Origin of the sequence: Flavobacterium fluviale (assembly GCF_003312915.1) — a bacterium.
GTDB lineage: Bacteria > Bacteroidota > Bacteroidia > Flavobacteriales > Flavobacteriaceae > Flavobacterium > Flavobacterium fluviale.
Genome location: NZ_CP030261.1, coordinates 4,206,448 through 4,228,260, shown reverse-complemented (window position 1 = coordinate 4,228,260; position 21,813 = coordinate 4,206,448). Strand labels below are relative to the sequence as shown.

Here is a 21,813-nt window from a genome sequence, read left to right as displayed (position 1 = left end):
TACTGGAAAAAATATAAAACCCATCTGTATATCCTATAATGTTTTAGTTTTTAAAGTGTTTAATTTTAGATAGTTAATTATTAAAACATTATTATTATGAAAATCAAATCAATTTTATTGGGAATCGGTCTTTTTGTTTCACTTGCGGCATGCGCACCTAAAGATGCAGATATAGAAAAAGCAATCAGCGAAAAATTAAGCGACACGCCAAATATACAAGTTACAGTACATGACGGAGTGGCGACAATAACAGGAACCTGCGACGACGAAATCTTCAAAAAAAATATTGAAAAAAGTGTAAGAGCAACTAAGGGTGTAAAATCTGTAGTAAACACCTGCGAAATTGCGAGAGCCAATCAAGAACCTGCAGCAGAAGCCGTTGTCATTAATCCGGATACAGAGCTAGATAAATCCATTCATAAAGTGGTAGATGCTTATGATGGAGTAAGTGCTACGGTTGTAGGAGGCGTTGTAACACTTTCTGGAGAAATTAAAAGAGATAAACTACAGCCTTTAATGCAAAGCATTCAGGAATTGAAACCCAAAAAAGTTGATAACAAATTAATCATTAAATAAGTCATGATGAGTTTACAAGATAAATATAGAGATGTGACAGATTTGGCGGGAGAATTAGGAATTGCCAATTTGCAGGTAAGAGAACAAGATAATGTTTTGTACATTGATGGTAAAGCAAAATCGGCGGCAGATAAAGAAAAACTGTGGGATGCTTATAATAAAATAGATCCAGATTACAGATCGGCAGATGTTGTAATGAATATCGAAGTTGCGGAAGGAGCAACAACAGATTATACGGTGAAAAGCGGAGATTCTCTTTCGAAAATCGGAAAAGAATTTGGAGTTTCATGGCAAACCATCTTTGAAGCTAATAAAGATGTTATTTCAAATCCAGACTTGATTCAGCCTGGTTGGAAATTGAAAATACCAACGGCATAAATTAATTTACGCTGCTGTTTAAAAGTCCGTTTTATAGACGGGCTTTTTTTATGTGTTATGCTATTCTAAAGTCAAATTATCTTCAGACAAACTTCTTCATTTTATGTCACTTCGACGAAAGAGAAATCGCATTTAAACTTTACAGTATTTTTAGCGTGATTTGTTTTTCGTCGAAATGACTAAGTTCAATACAATTACCTTCCTCTAATACTTAAATCAAATAAAAATTTAGCTGTTTCCTGATCTGAATCGGCTGAAAAGCCAGCTACATACACGCCCTTTTTACCACTCGTAGATTTAATTCCGTATACAACTGCCTCATCCGCAGGGTCTGATTCCCCTTCGTATCGATACACATGAACAATTTCAAATTTCTCAGGATTCTTTTTAATCATGTCTGCATTTCGATTAAAATCGCAGGTAAATCCTTTTTCATTCAATTGATCTAAAGCCTTTGAGACAGTTGCGTAATGATACATTCTTTTCATGATAACTGAATTTAAAATTATAGATTTTTAAAGATAACTATTTTAAAATTAAAAAGTTATGCTAAAACTCATAAAATCGGAAATTTAAAACCAATATAGTTAAGTGATAAAATTGTACTTTTGCCGCGCAGACCGCCTTATCGTCGTTCCAATTTATTGGGAGGGAGGAAAGTCCGGACACCACAGAGAAGCATAGCGGGTAACACCCGTCGGTCTCGTCCCGAAGTCTCGGGATCGGGATTAGGACAAGTGCAGCAGAAAGTATGTACAGGTAATGCTGTAGTGAAAACAGGTAAACTCTATGCGGTGAAATACCAAGTATATCAGCATTTAAGGGCTTCTCGTCCGTTGCTGAAGGGTAGGTAGCTTGAGTTCCGAAGTAATTCGGAATCTAGATAAATGATAAGGTATTGTCTCGCTGCAAAATGAGACAAGAACAGAATCCGGCTTATAGGTCTGCATTTTTTATATATTTGTGAAACTATCTAAACCTGCTTCATGAATATTTCTACTCCAAATCCCTCTTCCAAAACTAAGAAAAATCTTTTCCGTGCTGTAATTACCAATTTGACTTTTTGGGTTTTAATTGCAATTATCGCGGGTATCCTGCTCGGACATTTTTCGCCGGAAAATGGTATGAAAATGGAAGTTTTGGGCAAAAGATTCGTTGATCTTATCAAGCTTTTTATCGGTCCGATTATTTTCCTGACGATTGTTTTGGGAATTTCTGGAATGGGAAATTTAAAGAAAGTGGGTCGAATTGGTATTAAAGCCCTTGCATATTTTGAAGTTGTTTCTACAGTCGCTTTGGCAATTGGCGTTGCTGTTGCTTATTTATTTCAACCGGGAAAAATTGATAAATCGGGATTGACTCTAGGAGATGCAAGTCAATATACAAATGCCAGTGCAGAGAACTTTTCGTGGCTTCAGTTTTTCTTTTCCAATTTTACGCTGCAGGTTTTGCTGGCAGCAATTATTTGTGGAATTGTCCTGAACTTTTATAAAAAAAGAGAACAAACTATTCTGGTCTTAGAGCGTTTTTCCAAAGTTGTTTTTACCTGTTTAAAATATGTAATGTATTTAGCGCCAATTGGTGCATTTGGCGGGATGGCATACACAATTGGAAAATTCGGATTAGAAACTTTAATTCCGCTTGGGAAATTAATGCTTTGTGTGTATTTAACTATGGCGCTTTTTGTATTTTTAATTTTAGGAAGTATCCTGCGATACTACAAAATCAGTATTCTTTCGATTTTAAAATATATAAAAGAAGAACTTTTACTGGTTTTAGGAACTTCCTCATCAGAAGCTGCTTTGCCGAGTATTATGGTAAAACTAGAAAGAATGGGGTGCAGTAAATCGGTTGTAGGATTAGTAATTCCAACTGGATATTCTTTCAATCTTGATGGAACTTCGATTTATCTTTCAATGTCAGTAATTTTCTTAGCGCAGCTCTACGATGTACATTTGAGTTTTTTTGAAATCCTCACTGTCATCGGAATTCTAATGATTACATCAAAAGGCGCTGCAGGAGTTACTGGAAGCGGATTTATTGTTCTAGCATCTACATTAACGGCGCTTCATAAAATTCCCGTTGAAGGTTTGGCCTTTTTATTGGGAGTTGATAAATTTATGAGTGAAGCACGTGCGATCACCAATCTTATAGGAAATACAGTTGCTACAATTGTAATTTCGAAAACTGAAAGAGATTTTACAGAATTGGATCTCGATCCAGTTTTAGAAGAGTAGCCTTTTTAAGGTTCAAAGGTTCAGAGTTACAAAGGCACAAAGTTTTTAAAGCCTTTGAACCTTTGCACCTCTGAACCTTTGCTGCTTTAAAAGAAAACTAAGCTTCGTCTTTTGTCGCACGAACCAAACTGATTCCTGACATAAAAAAAACGATTCCTAGTATACCGTAGATAATTAATGATTTGATATCTCTGGTTTCTCCAGACGTGCCTGCGAAAATTACCGCAGTATATATAAGTCCTACTATTCCTAGGATTGTCAATAATCCTCCGAAAAATCTTTTTAGGTTCATGATTGTTAGATTTAAAAGTTCTTACCAAATATATAATCGAAATAGATAATTTTTGTTATACAATTCTTGATGAAAGATTATATGATTATAAGCCGAAAAGTTGTAAGAAAATAAAACAAAACTTTCGAGTTTTGCATAGTTTAATTGCTATTTTTGTCTCCACTAACCAATTGATAAACAATGAAGAAAAATTACCTCTTAGCAATCTTATTTATTATTTCTTTTAATGCAATCCATGCACAGGATGACACTCCAATAAGTGTCGAAAAAAATCAATTTAAAGTTAATTTAGTATTTCCAGGTTTTGTTTACGAACATGGTTTTTCAGCCAAAAATACTTTATATTCTGAAGCTAGTCTGGGATTAGGTTATCGTTACAATAGTTATTATGATGAAGGAAATTTTTATTTTTTTCCTATGATTAATGAGCAGTTTCGTCACTATTACAATTTAGAGAAGAGGGCTTCAAAAGGAAAAAGAACAGCCCATAATTCTGGTAATTTTATAGCGGCGTCTGCCTATTATAATTTTAAATCTTTTTCGACAAACGAAAAGTATGGAGAATACGTTTCTTCTTTTACAATAGCGCCGCTTTGGGGATTGCAGCGTACGTATAAGGGACGATTCAATATCGAGATACATTTAGGAGCGGGTGTAAATTTTGACAAATTTGATACTGAATTTGCTCCTATTGGAAACTTTACTTTAGGATGGGTTATTGGAAAATAGTTCTCAAATAAAACAAAGAAAACCTTGAGACGTCAAGGTTTTTCTATTTTAAATTCTAAGCCAATATTACGAACACTTTCTATTTTTATCTTTGGATCTGAATTGAAATATTTTCTAAGTCTGCTGATAAAAACATCCATGCTTCGGCCTGAGAAATAGTCGTCTTTTTTCCATACAGACATTAAAATTTGATCTCTCTTTAATAACTGATTATGGTTGAGATACAAATATTCAATTAGAGAAGCTTCTTTCTCTGTAAGTTGCTGTACGTGATTTTTATTGTTGAGTGTTAATCTTTCATTGTCAAAAATATAAGAGCCAATTTCAATAATATTATTTCCTTCCAAACTTCTTTTTTGTTCGATTCTTTTAAGGATATTCTGCAAGCGGAGAACGAGTTCATCGACTTCAAAAGGTTTTACGATATAATCATCTGCACCTAATTTTAATCCAATTATTTTGTCTTCTTTTAACTTTCTTGCCGTCAGGAATATAAATGGAATTTCAGGATTGATTGTAATTATTTTTTCGGCCAATGAAAATCCGTCCAATTTAGGCATCATCACATCAAAAACACAAATATCAAAAGTCTGGTTTTTGAAATACTCTAAAGCTATTTCTCCATTTTCTGCCCAGACTACTTCAAATTGATGCAGTTCTAAATATTGTTTTAAAATTGCTGCAAAATCAAAATCGTCTTCAGCTAAAAGTAATTTTTTCAAAATAAGGTAATTAAACTTTTAATAAAATAGTAAACTGCGTTCCTTTTCCTAATTCACTCACAATATTAACAGAGCCCTGATGCGCTTTTATAATTTGAGAAACATAATACAAACCTAATCCTAAACCTTTTGTATTATGAAGGTTTCCTTGTTCTACACGATAGAATTTGTCAAAGAGTAGTGATTGTTTGTTTTTAGCAATTCCAATTCCATCATCTTCAATGCTGACTGCAAACTGATTTTCGACTATTCTTGTTTTAATAGTAATCGTGCTGGAACCATATTTTACGGCATTTTCCAACACATTCAAAAAAGCAGTTGTCAAGTGGAATTTATCTAAAACTAAAATAGTTTTCTGCGTTTGAAAATCGGTTTTTAGAGTGATTTTTGGAAATGTAATTTTAAAATCATTTACAATAGAAAGCAAAAAATCTTCGGTTTCGATTTTTTCTTTTTGTAATTCCAATTCATTTTCTGCCAGAGAATTCGCCATAACCTGATCAATCAAACTTTGAAGGCGATTGTTCTGACGCGAAATCGTATTGACAATTGCATTGAAATTTTCATCGTTGTCACGAATGTTTTTCTGTTCCAGAATTTTTGTTGAAATGCCTAAAGTTGCCAACGGCGTTTTGAGTTCGTGTGTGATATTATTGATAAAATCGGTTTTAACATCGCTGACTTTTTTCTGTTTAATTAATGCTTTTAGCGCAATTACAAAAAGTGTGATCAGCGTGAGAATCGATAATAAAGACAAAACCAAAATAAATGTCATTCGTCTTAAAATAATCATTTCCCAATCGATAACCGAGACGTACATCGAATCTTCTGTCAATAATTTATATTCTTGATTATCAAAGTTTCCGTTTGTGGTTCCAACATAACTTCTCACCAAAAAAGCATGGTTTAACGAAGTCAGATTACCATATAATTTATTTTGGATAAAAGGTTTTTCAGAGAAAATGGTATCGACTTTTGCAGCGTTTTTGTAGAGTATGAATTTATTGAGAACAATCGCAAAATCAATTTCGAAATTAGGTAAATCCCTTTCAAATTTTCGTTTAATTTTCTGTGTTAACGCATTTTGGAATTTATTTTCTAAAATCCCGTTTTTAATATCCAGTTTGGATTTTTTTCCTTTAAGATAATTCTCAGACAGATTTTTATAAAGTGCTTCTTTTCTAGCAACCAATGCCGAATCAATATCGCTGTAATTATTACTAATCTGTGCAATTTCATTTTTAATCTGCGTATGAAACTGCGCCACTTTATATTCATAAGCGGTTTTTACCAAATAGCATTGTACCGTCATTAAAACGATTAATGCCACGACAGAAAATGCGATTAATAAATTGATTCTTTGCTTCATTACAGCACGCTGATCAAATTGATTTATACTTAATTATTTGGTTTTTTCTCGCAGATTAACAGATTTTGCAGATAAAGTTATCTCCAAGTATATTAAATCTGCTCTATCTGCAAGATCTGCGAGAAACTTATGCATACCAACCTATAAAATCTATATGCCATTTCTCGATTCAAAAATAATGCTTTTATAAGACAATCTGGAGATTAACCCCGCATTAACCTTCAATTAACTTTCGGAATTGGTTTTTCAAAGCACTTTTGCATTGTCATTAACCAAAACTTTTATTTCAAAAATGAATATTTACCTGCCGTTAAAACTTTTAGTTGCGTTCATGCTTTTTTGCCTTTCTTTTATAGCAAACGCGCAAAATGAAATTCCTAAAGATTCTCTTTCGCAAAAACTAAATGAAGTTGTGATTACTCAAAACAAAAAGACTTTTACCAATTCAAACGGAAACATAAAAGTGGATGTTGCCAACTCAATTTACAGCGCAATTCCCAATCCTGTTGATTTGCTTTCCAGACTTCCTTTGGTTCAGGTAAATCCAAATCGTGAAAGAATTTCGATTGTAGGCAAGGGAAATCCGCTTATTTATATCGACAATCAAAGAGTGGGAATAAATGAGTTGAATGCTTTGGCTGTCGCTGATATCAAAACGATTGAAATCATTCAAAATCCGTCTTCAAAATATGAAGCTGAGGGACGTGCCGTAATTTTGATTACCAGAAAATTGAGTAAAAAAGATAGCTTTAAAACGGAAATTTCCGAAACCGCATCTTTTAAGAAACATTACAATAACTATTTGGGTTTTAATTCTAGTTTTAAAAAAGATAAACTAGAATGGAAAGCCAATCTCAGTTACAATTGCCGTAATCCTTGGGAAAATCACAGTATTGCTTACCAGATTCCGCAAGCCGATATTATTTCTAATTATGATGTAACGGCCAATTCAAACGTCAAACAGTATATTTTTGGAGGTGGTTTGTTTTACAAAATAAACGAAGAAGATTATGTTTCGGTCAATATAAATTCTAATCTTCGAAACGATACTTTTGATATTAATACTTTTACCTTCAACCAAAATCAAAATGATCAAAATAATGTTTTTACTCTAAGTGATAATTCGAGTAAAAAGAATTTTATCAATTCATTTATCAATTATTCAAAAAAAATAAAAGCAATTGATACCAAGCTTTTGGCAGGTTTTCAGTATTCCAATTTCAATCAGCATTTGTGGAGTTTGGTTGAAAATAATTATAATGAAACCGAATTAGAATTATCTCAAAACCGTGATCAAAAATTTAATGTTGATGCTTTTTCGGGAAGAATTGATTTAGAAAAAAAGTTTAAAAACGAAATGAATTTAGAATACGGCGGACTTTATTCTGCCGCAAAATCTAAATCTAATTATGATGTCTTTGATTATGATCAAAATGAAAACACCACTTTTGACTATAACTTTAAAGAAGCCAATTTAGCAGCATATTCCCAGCTTTCTGGAAAAATTAAAAAAGCAACATTCTCGGTTGGACTTAGAGTTGAAAACACCAATGTCAGCGGGAAATACAGCACAGATGATGCTTTTTTAATTGATAAAAACTATACCAATCTTTTTCCTAAGGCACAATTATCGTTTTCAATAGACAGTACAAAAAGTGTAAGTGTAGATTATTCGAAAAGCATTTCGAGACCCAACTATTCTTCTTTAAGTATGATTGCAGCTTACATAAATCCGTACTTTATTTATGGAAGCAATATCAATTTAGGACCGACATTTATGGATGTTATTTCAACAGTTTTTCAGTATCATGACAAGTTTATAAAACTGACCTTATACAAAAATAAAAATCCTGTGTATCAAGATTTTGTTTTTGATAATCAAAATAATGTGCTGACTTTTACGGAGAAAAATTTCCAAAAGGAATCAGGATTTAATATTGAGTTGACACTGCCTTTTACTTATAAATTTTGGACGAACACAAACTCTTTAGTTTTTACTAAAAACAAAATTGAAGATGAAAAAGCATTATTCAATTCGTCCAAACCTTATTTATATTATTACTCTAACAATACTTTCAAACTCCCAAAAGATTTTACATTCGTTCTGTCTTTTTGGGGAGCAACGAAACAAAAAGAAGGTGTTTTTGAACGAAATGCAAAGTTGATTTTTGATATGTCTCTCGCAAAATCTTTCGGTAAAAACTGGAATTGTACTTTAAGCTATAATGATATTTTTAAAAATACGATTTATACAGAGAGATTTACAATCAATGACATAGGATCTAGAGCGAGATATCTGGTTGATGCGAATGAAGTTTCTATTACACTTCGTTATTCTTTTGGAAAAATAAAAGAAAGTGAATTTAAAGAAAAAAGTGTGAATGAAAATGAGAGCAGGATTCGTTAGATTTGTAAGTTAATTCTTTCTTTTGGAATGATGTTTGTGTATTTGATGTAAAAATTAAATACACAAATAATGAAATTTAATAAATTAAGAATTGCTGTTTATTTTATCTTGATAGTGTTATCCTTTTATAATGCTAATGCTCAAGAAATGAGAGTTTTTGGAAATTATTTCCACTATCCCAAAAGTAAAATGTCTGGGATAATGCGAGAAATACAGGCAGGAATTGACTACGGAGATTTTGATGACGAAGATCCTTTAGTAGCACTTCAACTTTCCGCTAGTTACATAATTTCAGAGGGTAAAACGCAGCAACATTATGATTTTGATAATTATGTTTTACAAACGATGTCAACAAAAGGATTTGCAGTAAATACTGCTTTAGGCTGTAAGATTTACAATTTATTTTTAGGAGATTTATCTGATGGAAGAAGTGTGGTTAACTATTTTATAATGCCTAAATTAAATGTAGCACGAATTGTGGCAACAGAAGATTTCACCAGTACAGATTACCATTATCCTTCCAATTCTTTTCAACAAAGTCGAAGTCGTCCTGCCTGGCAGTGTTACTTCGGAGTAGAAATGGGGTACGAATTTTTTCTTTCTGAAAATAATACTAATTCGATAGCTTTAACTGGAAGTTTTAGTCGATTAAATTTTAATAAAGCGTTTAAAAAAATGCCTCAAGATAATATGCATTATAGCAGTGTAAACAATTTTGGATTTGGAGTTTCTTTTAATTTTGGAGTTAAGAAGCGAAAGGAATAAAAAACAAAATCATAAAAATACAGCCCCATATTTTCATGGGATTTACTTTAATAATTTTGTCTAATATAAATTCCAGGCATCAAATCCGTAGATTCAATTTTTGTTTCTGATAATTTAATAAATCTGAATTTCTTGCTTGGAGCATTTACAGCATTATACTTTATGCTGTAGTAATCTATTAACTCTGCCTCTTGAACATTTGCATCTCGGTATTCATTATATTCTGTCTGATAATATCTTTCATAATCAAGTATTTCACTGCTTACAGATTTATATGGCAGCAATGGATAACCGTAGTACAATTCATCTTCAGTAAATTCGATTATTCGATCTTTATCATCTTTCCATGTACCTTGAATCCAAACTGGTGGATTAATGTAGCTTGAAGGCTGATAATATCCATCAGTGTTTTCATAATAGTCCTCTGAACATGAACATAAAACAATAAATGTAAATAGTGAAAGTAGCTTTTTCATAAAGATATTTTTGCAAATAAAGGAAGCGCAGATTTATAGAATTGCCTTTAAAAGATTTAACTGTAATAGTTTAAGACAATTTTTAAGTCTCAAAAAAGCATAAAAAACCCCTTGTAAAGATTATTACAAGGGGTTTCTATATCTTAAAAAGAAAACTATCCTTCGTCTTCTTCAGTATCTTTTTTAGAGCTGTCGTGTGGTAATTCTTCATCATCATCGGTTGAATTTAGTTCGAAGAAACTAAAAAACGAACCGCCGTAACTTTTTTGAAAAGAAAAATTACTCAAATGATCCATTTTAGTATACTTTGAATGCTCGATAATCATCATGCCATCATCTTCTAGTAAACCTTTTTCAAAAACCGTTAAAACAACTTTTTCGAAAGTAGCCTGATCCAATCCGTATGGCGGATCGGCAAAAATAATATCGTAGGTAGTTTTGCAGTTTTCCAGAAATTTAAAAACATCACTTTTAGTCGCAGCAATATCAAAATCATATTCTGATGAAATTTGTTTGATGAATTTCACACAGCCGAAATCACCGTCAACAGATGTAATTGGCGCGCTTCCGCGTGAAGCGAATTCATAACTGATGTTACCTGTTCCCGAAAATAAATCCAGAACCTTTAAGCTGTCAAAACTAAAATGATTATTCAAAACATTAAACAATGCTTCTTTACTCATATCAGTAGTTGGTCTTACAGGTAGATTTTTTGGCGGAAAAATTCTGCGTCCTTTGTATTTTCCTGAAATGATTCTCATGATTGAAATAAGATATAATGTTTTTGATTTTGAGCAGTTGTGAAATTGTTCTTTTCCTGCAGTGTTGTAACGTCTAGAAAAGAAATATGACGGATATATTTGTATGCAATAGCATAGAACGGATCATTGTCTGATATGGTTCCCAATAATTCTAATGGAAAACTTTCTGGATTCAGACTCAATTGTTCTGCAGTAAATAGAATGTAATAGATAAAATCTTCCGGAGTATTGTATTCAAAAGAATTAAACAATAAAAGCTTCTGATTTTGAACCACAATGATTTCGAAATATTCCGGATTGAAATTCACAATCATCTTCTTATCGTCATTATTACGGGAATTATCCAAAATCTTTTCGACCAAAATACTATTCGCATGTTTGTAGTCAAAAGATCCAACATTATCAATCAGGAAGTTATTGATATTCACATACGGAATATAAACAGCATTCATTTGATAATTAGAAATTTCATCAAAAGTAAAAAAGTCAGTTTCAAATACTTTTGTAGTGTATTGAAGATAACTTCCCAAATAATTTTCATCAAACAAAGCAGTCGGAACAAAAGTTGAAAGATTGTTGGTATGAATAACCATTACTTCATCGTACGTGTTTTTTAATTCAGGATTATTCTTAAATGCATCAGCAAATAAATCCTCAATTTTTCTTGATTTATTCGAATTATCAAATTGAATTTCTTTAAACGATGTAATGACATTATTTAAAGTATCAAAACAGCAATATGAAAATCCAGTCAGAGAAACCTGAATAGAAAGTTTTTTGTAATTTTTTGAAGTAATGTTAGTGTTTTGTAATGACATAGTTGATTTACAATTCGTTACCTGTTTTAAATCAAGAAAGAATTTAAGCGACCACAAACTTACAAATTAAAAAGGAACAATTATAACTGCAATTTCAAAAAACAAATGGAATTAACCTTTAATCTAAGGTTAAGAAAAAGTTTATTTATTTGAAATAGAATAAGTTGTAGTGTTTGTTTCTGATTATTTAGGGATTCTGCATTTTTGAATTTAAAAGTTTGGAATTTGGAATTTGATTTTGGAATTTAAAATTTGAATTTTGCCATTGCCATTTAAAAAACCGATCTTTGTCTTTCAACTTTATTTTATGAATTCTGCACTGTTTTACGGTATTTTACAAAAACGATTTCCTTTTGCTCCAACTCACAAACAGGATATTTTTTTTCAGAAAATTGCAATTTTTTTGACGGAACCTCAAAACGACACCATTTTCGTTTTGAAAGGATATGCTGGAACGGGAAAGACTACGGTAATCTCTACTATTGTCAATAATTTAGGAGATATTAATAAAAAGTTTGTTTTGCTGGCACCAACTGGACGCGCCGCAAAAGTAATTGCAAATTATTCAAATACACCAGCGTTTACGATTCATAAAAAAATATATTTTCCTAAAAAATCATCGGGTGGAGGAGTGGCTTTTACCAAGCAGGTAAACAAACATAAAAACACCATTTTTATCGTCGATGAAGCCTCTATGATTTCAGACAGCACATTAGACAGCGGTTCACTTCTGGACGATTTAATTAATTATGTCTATTCTGGAAATAATTGTAAAATGATTCTTTTGGGAGATACGGCGCAGCTTCCTCCGGTAAACTTAGATATTAGTCCAGCACTTGATATTCAGACATTAGGAATTCATTACGATAAAGAAATTGAGCATATCGAACTAGACGAAGTAATGCGTCAGGAAGAAAGCTCTGGAATTTTATACAACGCCACAGAATTACGTGAATTGCTGAAAGAAAGTTTTATAACCGAGTTCCGATTTAATGTAAAGAAGTTTAAAGATATTGTTCGTTTAACAGACGGTTACGATATCCAAGATGCGATTAATACCGCCTATAGCAATTATAGCATTGAGGATACTGCTTTTATTGTTCGTTCTAATAAACGAGCCAATCAATACAATGAGCAAATCAGAAGCCGAATTTTATTTAAAGAAAGCGAACTTTCGGTTGGAGATTTCTTGATGGTGGTAAAAAACAATTATTTCTGGCTGAAAGAAACAGATGAAGCTGGATTTATTGCTAACGGAGATATTATCGAAGTTTTGGAGTTATTCGGAATTAAAGAATTGTACGGATTTACTTTTGCGAAAGTAAAAATAAGAATGGTCGATTATCCTGATCAAAAACCTTTTGAAACGGTTTTGATATTAGATACTTTAAAAAGTGAATCTCCATCTTTAACTTACGAAGAATCAAATCGTTTGTACGAAGAAGTAATGAAAGATTACGAGGATGAATCTACAAAATACAAGCGTTTTCAAAAGGTAAAAGAAAACGAATATTTCAACGGATTACAGGTTAAATTTTCCTACGCGATAACCTGTCATAAATCGCAAGGTGGACAGTGGAACACCGTTTTTATCGAACAGCCTTTTTTGCCAAACGGAATCGACCGCGATTACATACGATGGCTTTACACGGCGATGACACGTGCTAAAAATAAGTTATATTTGATAGGATTTAAAGACGAGAATTTTGAAGAATAAAACACGAATTTCACGAATTAGCACGAATTAAATAAAAAACAATTTGTGTAAATCTGTGAAATTGGTGTTTGAAATTATATAGCAATGACAACATTAAACGATTTACATTCCATTTCATCAAAGTTTTCGAATACTGATAAAATGCCAGTTTTGTTTTTGGGACACGGAAGTCCGATGAATGCAATTGAGGAAAATCAGTTTGTGGCGGGTTTTCGTGATTTGGCTAAGACATTGCCGCAGCCAAATGCAATCTTATGCGTTTCTGCGCATTGGTTTACAAAAGGAACGAAAGTTACAGCAATGGAAATGCCAAGAACCATTCATGATTTTGGAGGTTTTCCGCAGGCACTTTTTGATGTGCAGTATCCCGCAAAAGGAAGTCCCGAACTAGCGGTTGAAACACAGAAAATCTTAGATCCTGTAATGGTCGAATTAGACGAACATTGGGGTTTAGATCACGGTGCGTGGAGTGTGATTAAACATTTGTATCCGAATGCAGATGTTCCTGTAATTCAGTTAAGTATCGATTATACCAAATCGGGTCAGTATCATTTTGAATTGGCTAAGAAATTACAGGCATTGCGATATAAAGGCGTTTTAATTATCGGAAGTGGCAATATTGTCCACAATCTTAGAATGGTCGATTTCAGAAATTTTGATAAAGACAATTACGGTTACGATTGGGCAATTGAAGCTCGTGAAACTGTAAACAATTATTTGCTTGATGGAAATTTCCAACCTTTAATTGATTTTGAAAAATTGAATAAAGCCATTCAATTGGCAGTTCCAACACCAGAACATTATTTACCTTTACTGTACACTTTAGGTTTAAAAGAAAAATCAGAAGAATTGAGTTTATTTAATGATAAATTACTGGCAGGTTCATTAAGTATGACTTCAGTAAAATTGATGTAAAAAAACTTTGAGAATCTCTGTGAAAACTCTGTGTATCTCTGTGGTAAAGTTATAACGCAAAGTGTCACAAAGATTCGCAGAGAAAAAATAAATTTAAAAATAGAAAAATGAAAATAATAGCGGTAATTCCAGCCCGATATGCTTCAACTCGTTTTCCTGCAAAATTAATGCAGGATTTAGGAGGAAAAACTGTGATTTTAAGAACTTATGAAGCGGCAGTTGCAACAAACTTATTCGATGATGTTTTTGTTGTAACCGATTCTGATTTGATTTTTGATGAAATAGTTTCAAATGGCGGAAAAGCGATTATGAGCATCAAGGAGCACGAATCTGGAAGCGACCGAATTGCGGAAGCAATTGCAGATCTGGATGTTGATATTGTGGTGAATGTTCAAGGCGACGAGCCTTTTACAGAAGCAGAACCTTTGGCACAAGTTTTATCTGTTTTTGAAAATGATACAGATAAAAAGATTGATTTAGCTTCGCTAATGCGGGAAATAACCAATGAAGATGAAATCAATAATCCGAACCATGTAAAAGTTGTCGTAGACCAATCGCAGTTTGCCTTGTATTTTTCTCGTTCGGTGATTCCATATCCGAGAGAGAAAAATGTTGGAGTACGATATTTTCAGCATATCGGGATCTATGCTTTTAGAAAGCAGGCCTTATTAGATTTCTACAGCCTTCCTATGAAATCTTTAGAAGCTTCAGAGAAACTAGAGCAGTTACGATATTTAGAGTTCGGAAAACGCATTAAAATGGTCGAAACGACTCATGTCGGTATTGGGATTGATACTGCAGAGGATTTGGAAAGAGCTCGAGCAATGTTGAAGGATATTTAATTAATTTGGTAATTTAAATTAGATATCCACAATCTTGTCATTTCGACGAAGGAGAAATCTCCGTAAGTAGCTCGACAAAGATTGATTAAAATTGTGGAGTTTCTCGCGGAGATTTCTCCTTCGTCGAAATGACAAAACAGTGTGATCACTTTGGGTAAAAACATAAAAAAGCTCCAAAATTTTGGAGCTTTTTTTATTATCTAAAACATTCTAAATCTTAGTATAAACTAGGAAACTTAGAAGGATTAACTTCATGCATCATATCATATACTTTCTCAAAAATATCTTCAGCAGAAGGTTTAGAGAAATAATCGCCATCAGTTCCGTAAGCTGGTCTGTGTGCTTTTGCTGCTAGAGTCTGTGGTTTACTGTCTAGGTATTTATAAGCATCCTGCTCTTCTAAAATCTGCTGTAAAATGTAAGCCGAAGCTCCTCCAGGAACATCTTCATCGATTACTAAAAGACGATTTGTTTTAGCGATACTTTTTACAATATCTTTATTAATATCAAACGGAAGTAGAGATTGAACATCAATAACTTCGCAGTCAATTCCTAAATCCAATAATTCGTTAGCTGCCTGCTGCACCAGTCTTAAAGTTGATCCGTAAGAAACTAAAGTAATATCAGCACCTTCTTTTAAGGTTTCTACGACACCAATCGGCGTTTTAAATTCACCAAAATTCAGAGGTGTTTTTTCTTTTAAGCGGTAACCATTTAAACATTCAATTACCAAAGCAGGTTCGTCGCACTCTAAAAGTGTATTGTAAAACCCTGCGGCCTGGGTCATATCTCTTGGAACCAAAACGTGAATACCACGAATCGCATTGATAATCATTCCCATTGGAGAACCAGAATGCCAGATTCCTTCCAAACGGTGTCCGCGGGTTCTAATGATTAATGGTGCTTTTTGTTTTCCAACAGTTCTATATTGTAAAGTAGCTAAATCGTCACTCATGATCTGAATAGCGTACAATAAATAATCTAAATATTGAATTTCAGCAATTGGACGTAAACCTCTCAAAGCCATTCCAATTCCCTGTCCGATAATAGTTGCTTCACGAATTCCGACATCGGCAACACGAAGTTCTCCGTATTTTTCCTGCATGCCTTCTAAACCTTGATTTACGTCGCCAATGTTTCCAACATCTTCACCAAAAATTAAAGTTTCTGGATATTTAGAAAATAAAGCATCAAAGTTATCACGCAGAATCATTCTTCCGTCCAAATCTGGTTTAGCATTTTCAGCATATTTAGGAAGCACTTTTTCTACAGAAAATACATTTTGAGAAGATTCAGAATGCAGATTACTGCTAAATCTTGTCTGTGTTTCTGTAATGAAATTTGTAATCCACTCCGATAAAAGCAATTTGCTGTTTGGAACTTCAATAAAACGAAGAATCTTTCTAGCGTAAACCAATAATTCCTTTTTTAAAGGAGCTTTAATTGCGCCTAGTTCAGAAATTAACTTTCTGATTCTATCTTTATGATTAATACTTGCTTCGGCAATTTGTTCCAATAAACTAAGAAGATTTTTTTGATCTTCTATAATTGGGTTGATGAAAGAATTCCAAGCCTCTTTTTTAGCTTCAAGAACCTCTTTCTTTAATTCAAAATCAAGTTCTGCCAATTCTTCTGGAGAAGCAATATTAATAGCAATCATCCATAAACGCATTTGACGAATACAGTCAAAATCCTTTTCCCAAGCCAGTCTTTCCGCGTTTTTGTAACGTTCGTGAGAACCAGAAGTAGAGTGGCCTTGTGGCTGCGTTAATTCGTTTACGTGAATTAAAACCGGAATATGTTCTTCGCGTGCAATTGCTCCAGCTCTTTCGTATGTTGAAACTAATTCAGCATAATCCCAGCCTTTAACTCTAAAGATTTCATAACCTTTAGCATCTTCGTCGCGTTGATATCCTTTTAATATTTCAGAAATATTTTCTTTAGTAGTTTGATGTCTGGCGTGAACAGAAATTCCGTATTCATCATCCCAAACACTCATGACCATCGGAACCTGTAAAACTCCTGCAGCGTTTATTGTTTCAAAAAACAAACCTTCAGAAGTACTTGCATTACCAATAGTTCCCCAGGCAACTTCATTTCCATTTACAGAAAATTTGTCTTTGGTAGTAATTCCGTCAACATTTCTATAGATTTTAGAAGCCTGTGCCAATCCCAATAATCGTGGCATTTGTCCTGCAGTTGGAGATATATCTGAGCTTGAATTTTTTTGTTTTGTTAAGTCTTTCCAAGAACCGTCTTCGTTTAAACTATGCGTTACAAAGTGTCCGCCCATTTGTCTTCCCGCAGACATTGGATCATAAGCCAAATCGGTATGACCATATAAACCAGCAAAAAACTGTTTGGCATCCAGCTCGCCAATAGCCATCATAAAAGTTTGATCGCGATAGTATCCAGAACGGAAATCACCATTTTTAAAAGCTTTTGCCATTGCTAGCTGCGGAACTTCTTTTCCGTCGCCAAAAATTCCAAATTTAGCCTTTCCTGTTAATACTTCTTTTCGACCTAAAAGACTACATTCACGGCTTGTTACAGCAATTCTATAGTCATTCAATACCTCAGTTTTGAAATCTTCAAATGTCAGTGTAGTATTGTTTTTTTCTTTTATCATAATCTTGTAGGGTCATGTTTATGTCGCGAAATTACTTAAAAACAATCAATAATCATAATTCTTTAAACTAAATATAATTTAATTATTTGTATTTAAAATCAAAAAACTACGTATTTTTTTTATGCTATTTCTATTTAAAATTTGTAATTATTGATAATTTCGCAAGTTTTTGTTTAAAATTTATTCGATTAAAACCATTTTCGGGTAAAAAGAGTAACTAAAGTTTTTGGCGAAAAAGTGATAATAAATCGTATTTTTTCATTGTATTTCGTTTGTGTAATTTCCCATCCGTTATTTGAATAGACTGGAAAATAAAGTTCAAAATAGTCAGGAACTAGATTTAAACGTACTCCGGTATCATAGGCAAAATACTCTTTTTGATGTTTATTTTTTAAAAAACCAATGTCGCCATAAAGTTCAATCCAGTTCCAAACGGCATAACTGGCATTTAAAGTGGTCATCCATTGATTGGCAAATGCAGGTTCTAATTGTGATTTAAAACCACCTTCTGCAATTACGTACTGCTGACTAAAGAAACCTGTTGTTTCAGATCTTCCAAACAGATTATAATCAAATAAATAATCCGTTGGACGGTCTAAACCAAAGCTAAAATAATCTGAGTTTGTTTTGTTGTAAACGAAACTTCCGGCAAATAATCTCAAATTAATTTTACGGTTGTTTTGAAATAATCTTCGATATTCGATTTCTCCAGAAACTTTTCCAAATCCTCCCGCAAATTGTAAATCCGTCATAAAACTGAAATGATTAATAAGTTCCGTTTTTGAGTTAGAATATCGGGCATTAAAAATAGAATAATTAGGTTCAGAATTATCAGTGATATACTCACTGGCTTCACGATTTACAATGACTTGTCGGAATAAAAAAAGTTGTTTCCTGTTGTCTCTAAAATCTTTTTCGCGAATGCGGAACTGCACCATAGGGTTAAGTCTTAAGTAGGTTGCATCTGGAGCATAATGAAAATAATTCTGACTGATAGAATACCGCACATTGTATAAAGTGCTGTTTCTGTAATATTCATTCCAAGAAAATGCAGAAGATCCCGAAAGCGTTCCTGCTTTTATGGAATACGCTGGATTAATATCAAAATTAAAAGGCTTGTCTAAAATAGTTTTATTGCTAAAACGAATTCCAGGCGTAAAACCATCATAGTAATTGTAAGTCAGAGTCGGGAGATATAAAATCTGATTGTAAAAAGGATCTTCTAAATCCTTTGCAAAATTAAATTTAATAGGTCGATTAGTTACTGCAATATGTTTTAAGGATTTCCAGTTGTTTCTTTGGTTGTATTCAGGAACTTCATTATCGTAATTGATTACGATTTTATCAGCATTTTTTCTATCAAATTCGTAAACAGAATCTTTTGTTTTAGGTTCAATCCATTCTTTAAAAACTACTTCTTTTTTCTTAATTCCGTAAACAGGAATTGGTGCATAAATTCCAGTCTTATTTTTAATCGAAAATTTAACACTGTCTGCAGTTCTTGAAACATTAGTAAATTTATAATCAATAATATCACGAGAATCGATGATGGTGTTAAAGAACCAGTCAATATTCTTCGGGCTTTTTTTGCTTAATATTTTTTCTAAATCATAACGGTTTGTCTGCTGTTGTTTGTTGAGATTGTAAAACTCTTTTACACTTTCAGGAACAATATTATGATCGAGATAATCATCTAAATAGCTAAAACTTAATCCCGCACGATATTTACTGGCAATCTGTTCGTTAAATTTTATTAGGGTGTTCTTAGGGTCTCCCAGTGGCTGATCCAGATTTTTACGAGCCATCAGCATGTAATAATAACTGTACTGCTCATTAAAAGTTAGATTGGTAATATTGTAACTTTTAAAAAGTTTCATGTCTGAGAGCCTTCCCAGCATTTTTTTATCCAGATGATGTTCTTCCATGTATTTCATCATGGCATAAATCTGAATTCCATCGTAAACCCAATTGTCTTTTCTCGGATCCAAACGAAGACTATTTTGAAGGTAGGTGTTTAAAAATGTCTTTAAAAACTGAATCTCAAATATAAAATCATCTGCAAACGGACTTATAAATGATGGCAGCTGATTCAGCCCATAAAATGGATTTCGATCATAATCTATTTGAGAAACTGTTATTTTTTCATGCGGATATTTGCCAATAAAATTTTCCGCAAAAGAAGCCACTCTATCAATAATTATAGCTTTTTGAATTTCATCAATTTTTTTACTTTTTAAATTAGAAGAAACTTCAATTGATACATTTGAGTAGGTTCTAAAACTGTTTTGTTTTTCTATAAAAAGACTGATATCAGTTCTGTTTCTGCCTGCAAAAGAATAGACTTTGTATTCACTGTTCGTCTCATCTGCAGCAACAAGATTAAGATCTGTGGTAATAGAATATTGGTTAGGTATTTTAATTGCAACTTCGTAACTAGTTGCCGCATTGGCAATATCGTCTAGATTGAAATTGTTGTAGGTTATAAAATTATGATCTTCAAAACGTGCCGGACTTATAAACCAATTTTTCAAAGCCATACCGCCATTTTGGTCAAAACCAAAACGAGTAAATTTATCATTAGGAATTTTTGAAATGTAGGTAAGATGCAGTTCGATTTTTTCGCCAGGCGCTAGTTTCCTGCCTAATTTTACAGTTATATAATCTGGATTTTTGTCTGTTCTTTCCCATTCCAGTGCCATGAAATTGGTGTCCAAAAGGTTTAGAATTGTAGTTTTTCCTCGATCCGCAGCTTTGGCCAAATGAAAACCTCGGTAAAATTCATCCGAGAAGCGTTTTGCCAAAGGGGTGTTTTTATGAGCAAAAGCATTATTCCAGTCGTTTAAAACAATCGAATCTAAAGAATCATTTGAAGTATTAAAGTATGTAATGTCCTGTTTTACATTCAGTGTTTTCAGTTCAAGATTTACTGCCACCTCCATCTTAGACTGATGTTGTGCTGTAAGTTTCATTGAACTTAATAAAACTAAAATTGGGCAGATGATTTTAAAAAAGAATTTCAAGTATGGCGCAAAATTTATCAGGTGTATACTTAAGTTACGTACATAAAGTTACTTCGGATTTTTGTAAAAATAGCATAAAAAAAGCTGTTTAAAAAAACAGCTTTCAATTTTTATGTATTTGAAGTAAAATTTAACCGTGTAAGTTATATAAGTTCATATAAAAGTGTTGTTTTAAGCGTTACGCTTAAACGCTCACGTCACTTATCTATATGGCTTTAAAATTAGAAATTCGGACTTAAATCGTATTTTTTGTAGAATTTATCTAATACGTCAACAACTTCATCTTCAGTGTCTACGATCTTAAATAAGTTTAAATCTTCTGGGCTTACCGTATGCATTTTTTCTACCAGTACCGTTTTTACCCATTCAATTAAGCCAGACCAAAATTCAACTCCAACCAAAATAATCGGGAATTTTCCAATTTTTTTAGTTTGAATTAATGTAATCGCTTCAAACATTTCGTCTAAAGTTCCAAAACCACCCGGCATAACCACAAAACCTTGCGAATATTTCACGAACATTACTTTTCTCACAAAGAAATAATCGAAATTCAAGTTTTTATCATGATCAATGTATGGATTAAAATGCTGTTCAAAAGGTAATTCTATATTCAAACCTACCGAAATTCCTCCGCCTAAATGCGCACCTTTATTTCCAGCTTCCATAATTCCGGGACCACCTCCTGTAATCACACCGTAACCTGCTTTACTGATTTTGTAGGCAATTTTTTCAGCCAGTAAATAATATTTATCATCTGGTTTAGTTCTCGCAGATCCAAAAATCGAAACACAAGGACCAATTCTTCCCATTGCTTCGTAACCATTTACAAACTCAGACATAATTTTAAAAATCGCCCAGCTGTCATTGGTTCTAATTTCATTCCACGTTTTTTGTTTCAAACGGTCCTGAATTACTTTATCTTCATCATTATCAAAATCTTCTAATCTCATTTTAGGTATTTTAATTATTATTTTTTATGTTTTTTCCTTGTTGTCCTCCTGAGTGCAGTGGAATGATAAGGAGCTGTTTCCTGCTGTCCGCTATATCTTTTGTGGTGAACCCCACCACAAAAGGATGCCGCTCCCATCAGGGCTAGGGCAGTTGGTTTCAAATAAACAATTGGTTTAATTTAAAGATCTCTCTTTAAAACTTTGAAGTTT

General features: G+C 32.9%; 19 protein-coding genes and 1 other RNA gene. 10 read left to right on the top strand and 10 right to left on the bottom strand.

Annotated features, from left to right (window positions below):
* Window positions 1-96: 96 nt before the first annotated feature.
* Together HYN86_RS18255 and HYN86_RS18250 are read left to right on the top strand one after the other, a co-directional pair.
* Complete coding sequence (locus tag HYN86_RS18255; RefSeq protein ID WP_113679345.1) at window positions 97-576, top strand: BON domain-containing protein; 480 nt, start codon at window positions 97-99, stop codon at window positions 574-576.
* Between the two features lie 6 nt (window positions 577-582).
* The gene (locus HYN86_RS18250) at window positions 583-954 is read left to right on the top strand and encodes a LysM peptidoglycan-binding domain-containing protein (protein WP_113679344.1); all 372 of its coding nucleotides are present in this window, start codon (window positions 583-585) and stop codon (window positions 952-954) included.
* A gap of 194 nt (window positions 955-1,148) precedes the next feature.
* Here HYN86_RS18250 and HYN86_RS18245 read toward each other — a convergent pair whose 3' ends face one another.
* Entirely contained in the window at window positions 1,149-1,442 is a 294-nt protein-coding gene (locus tag HYN86_RS18245; protein WP_113679343.1) for an SH3 domain-containing protein, read from the bottom strand.
* A 124-nt stretch (window positions 1,443-1,566) separates the two neighbouring features.
* Here HYN86_RS18245 and rnpB point away from each other — a divergent pair.
* Together rnpB and HYN86_RS18235 are read left to right on the top strand one after the other, a co-directional pair.
* Window positions 1,567-1,909, top strand: an RNA gene (gene rnpB / locus HYN86_RS18240) — RNase P RNA component class A.
* A 31-nt stretch (window positions 1,910-1,940) separates the two neighbouring features.
* Window positions 1,941-3,191, top strand: a complete 1,251-nt coding sequence (locus HYN86_RS18235) for a cation:dicarboxylate symporter family transporter (RefSeq protein ID WP_113679342.1) — start codon at window positions 1,941-1,943, stop codon at window positions 3,189-3,191.
* A gap of 97 nt (window positions 3,192-3,288) precedes the next feature.
* Here the strand turns inward: HYN86_RS18235 and HYN86_RS18230 are convergent, their stop codons facing one another.
* Entirely contained in the window at window positions 3,289-3,483 is a 195-nt protein-coding gene (locus HYN86_RS18230; protein ID WP_055096600.1) for a hypothetical protein, read from the bottom strand.
* A gap of 180 nt (window positions 3,484-3,663) precedes the next feature.
* Here HYN86_RS18230 and HYN86_RS18225 point away from each other — a divergent pair, with 180 nt between their 5' ends.
* Window positions 3,664-4,212, top strand: a complete 549-nt coding sequence (locus tag HYN86_RS18225) for a hypothetical protein (RefSeq protein WP_113679341.1) — start codon at window positions 3,664-3,666, stop codon at window positions 4,210-4,212.
* Window positions 4,213-4,244: 32 nt separating this feature from the next.
* Here the strand turns inward: HYN86_RS18225 and HYN86_RS18220 are convergent, their stop codons facing one another.
* Together HYN86_RS18220 and HYN86_RS18215 are read right to left on the bottom strand one after the other, a co-directional pair.
* Complete coding sequence (locus HYN86_RS18220; RefSeq protein WP_113679340.1) at window positions 4,245-4,934, bottom strand: response regulator transcription factor; 690 nt, start codon at window positions 4,932-4,934, stop codon at window positions 4,245-4,247.
* A 10-nt stretch (window positions 4,935-4,944) separates the two neighbouring features.
* Entirely contained in the window at window positions 4,945-6,303 is a 1,359-nt protein-coding gene (locus tag HYN86_RS18215) for a sensor histidine kinase (protein ID WP_113679339.1), read from the bottom strand.
* A gap of 292 nt (window positions 6,304-6,595) precedes the next feature.
* Between HYN86_RS18215 and HYN86_RS18210 the strand changes: the two genes are divergently transcribed.
* On the top strand, window positions 6,596-8,710 hold the full coding sequence (locus HYN86_RS18210; RefSeq protein ID WP_113679338.1) for an outer membrane beta-barrel family protein: 2,115 nt from the start codon (window positions 6,596-6,598) through the stop codon (window positions 8,708-8,710).
* A 201-nt stretch (window positions 8,711-8,911) separates the two neighbouring features.
* On the top strand, window positions 8,912-9,475 hold the full coding sequence (locus HYN86_RS18205; RefSeq protein WP_162789400.1) for a hypothetical protein: 564 nt from the start codon (window positions 8,912-8,914) through the stop codon (window positions 9,473-9,475).
* Between the two features lie 47 nt (window positions 9,476-9,522).
* Here HYN86_RS18205 and HYN86_RS18200 read toward each other — a convergent pair whose 3' ends face one another.
* The 3 genes from HYN86_RS18200 to HYN86_RS18190 form a co-directional block, all read right to left on the bottom strand.
* The gene (locus HYN86_RS18200; protein WP_113679336.1) at window positions 9,523-9,951 is read right to left on the bottom strand and encodes a hypothetical protein; all 429 of its coding nucleotides are present in this window, start codon (window positions 9,949-9,951) and stop codon (window positions 9,523-9,525) included.
* A gap of 155 nt (window positions 9,952-10,106) precedes the next feature.
* Complete coding sequence (locus tag HYN86_RS18195) at window positions 10,107-10,712, bottom strand: RsmD family RNA methyltransferase (RefSeq protein WP_057116432.1); 606 nt, start codon at window positions 10,710-10,712, stop codon at window positions 10,107-10,109.
* Entirely contained in the window at window positions 10,709-11,530 is an 822-nt protein-coding gene (locus HYN86_RS18190) for a DUF3822 family protein (protein WP_113679335.1), read from the bottom strand. Before HYN86_RS18190 ends, HYN86_RS18195 begins: the two co-directional genes overlap by 4 nt.
* Before the next feature lie 307 nt (window positions 11,531-11,837).
* Here HYN86_RS18190 and HYN86_RS18185 point away from each other — a divergent pair, with 307 nt between their 5' ends.
* The 3 genes from HYN86_RS18185 (at window position 11,838) to kdsB (ending at window position 15,004) form a co-directional block, all read left to right on the top strand.
* Window positions 11,838-13,247, top strand: coding sequence for an ATP-dependent DNA helicase (locus tag HYN86_RS18185; RefSeq protein ID WP_113679334.1), 1,410 nt, complete (start codon window positions 11,838-11,840; stop codon window positions 13,245-13,247).
* Window positions 13,248-13,331: 84 nt separating this feature from the next.
* A complete protein-coding gene (gene ygiD, locus HYN86_RS18180; RefSeq protein WP_113679333.1) occupies window positions 13,332-14,162 on the top strand; it encodes a 4,5-DOPA-extradiol-dioxygenase in 831 nt (276 codons plus the stop codon).
* Window positions 14,163-14,269: 107 nt separating this feature from the next.
* Window positions 14,270-15,004, top strand: coding sequence for a 3-deoxy-manno-octulosonate cytidylyltransferase (kdsB, locus tag HYN86_RS18175; protein ID WP_113679332.1), 735 nt, complete (start codon window positions 14,270-14,272; stop codon window positions 15,002-15,004).
* A 217-nt stretch (window positions 15,005-15,221) separates the two neighbouring features.
* Here kdsB and HYN86_RS18170 read toward each other — a convergent pair whose 3' ends face one another.
* The 3 genes from HYN86_RS18170 to HYN86_RS18160 all read right to left on the bottom strand — a co-directional run bounded on the left by HYN86_RS18170 (window position 15,222) and on the right by HYN86_RS18160 (window position 21,603).
* Window positions 15,222-17,633 carry an alpha-ketoacid dehydrogenase subunit alpha/beta gene (locus HYN86_RS18170; protein WP_113679331.1) on the bottom strand — a complete coding sequence of 804 codons (2,412 nt, stop codon included), beginning with the start codon at window positions 17,631-17,633 and terminating at the stop codon, window positions 15,222-15,224.
* A gap of 188 nt (window positions 17,634-17,821) precedes the next feature.
* The gene (locus HYN86_RS18165; protein WP_113679997.1) at window positions 17,822-20,572 is read right to left on the bottom strand and encodes a gluzincin family metallopeptidase; all 2,751 of its coding nucleotides are present in this window, start codon (window positions 20,570-20,572) and stop codon (window positions 17,822-17,824) included.
* A gap of 302 nt (window positions 20,573-20,874) precedes the next feature.
* Window positions 20,875-21,603, bottom strand: a complete 729-nt coding sequence (locus HYN86_RS18160) for an LOG family protein (RefSeq protein ID WP_113679330.1) — start codon at window positions 21,601-21,603, stop codon at window positions 20,875-20,877.
* Window positions 21,604-21,813: the final 210 nt, after the last annotated feature.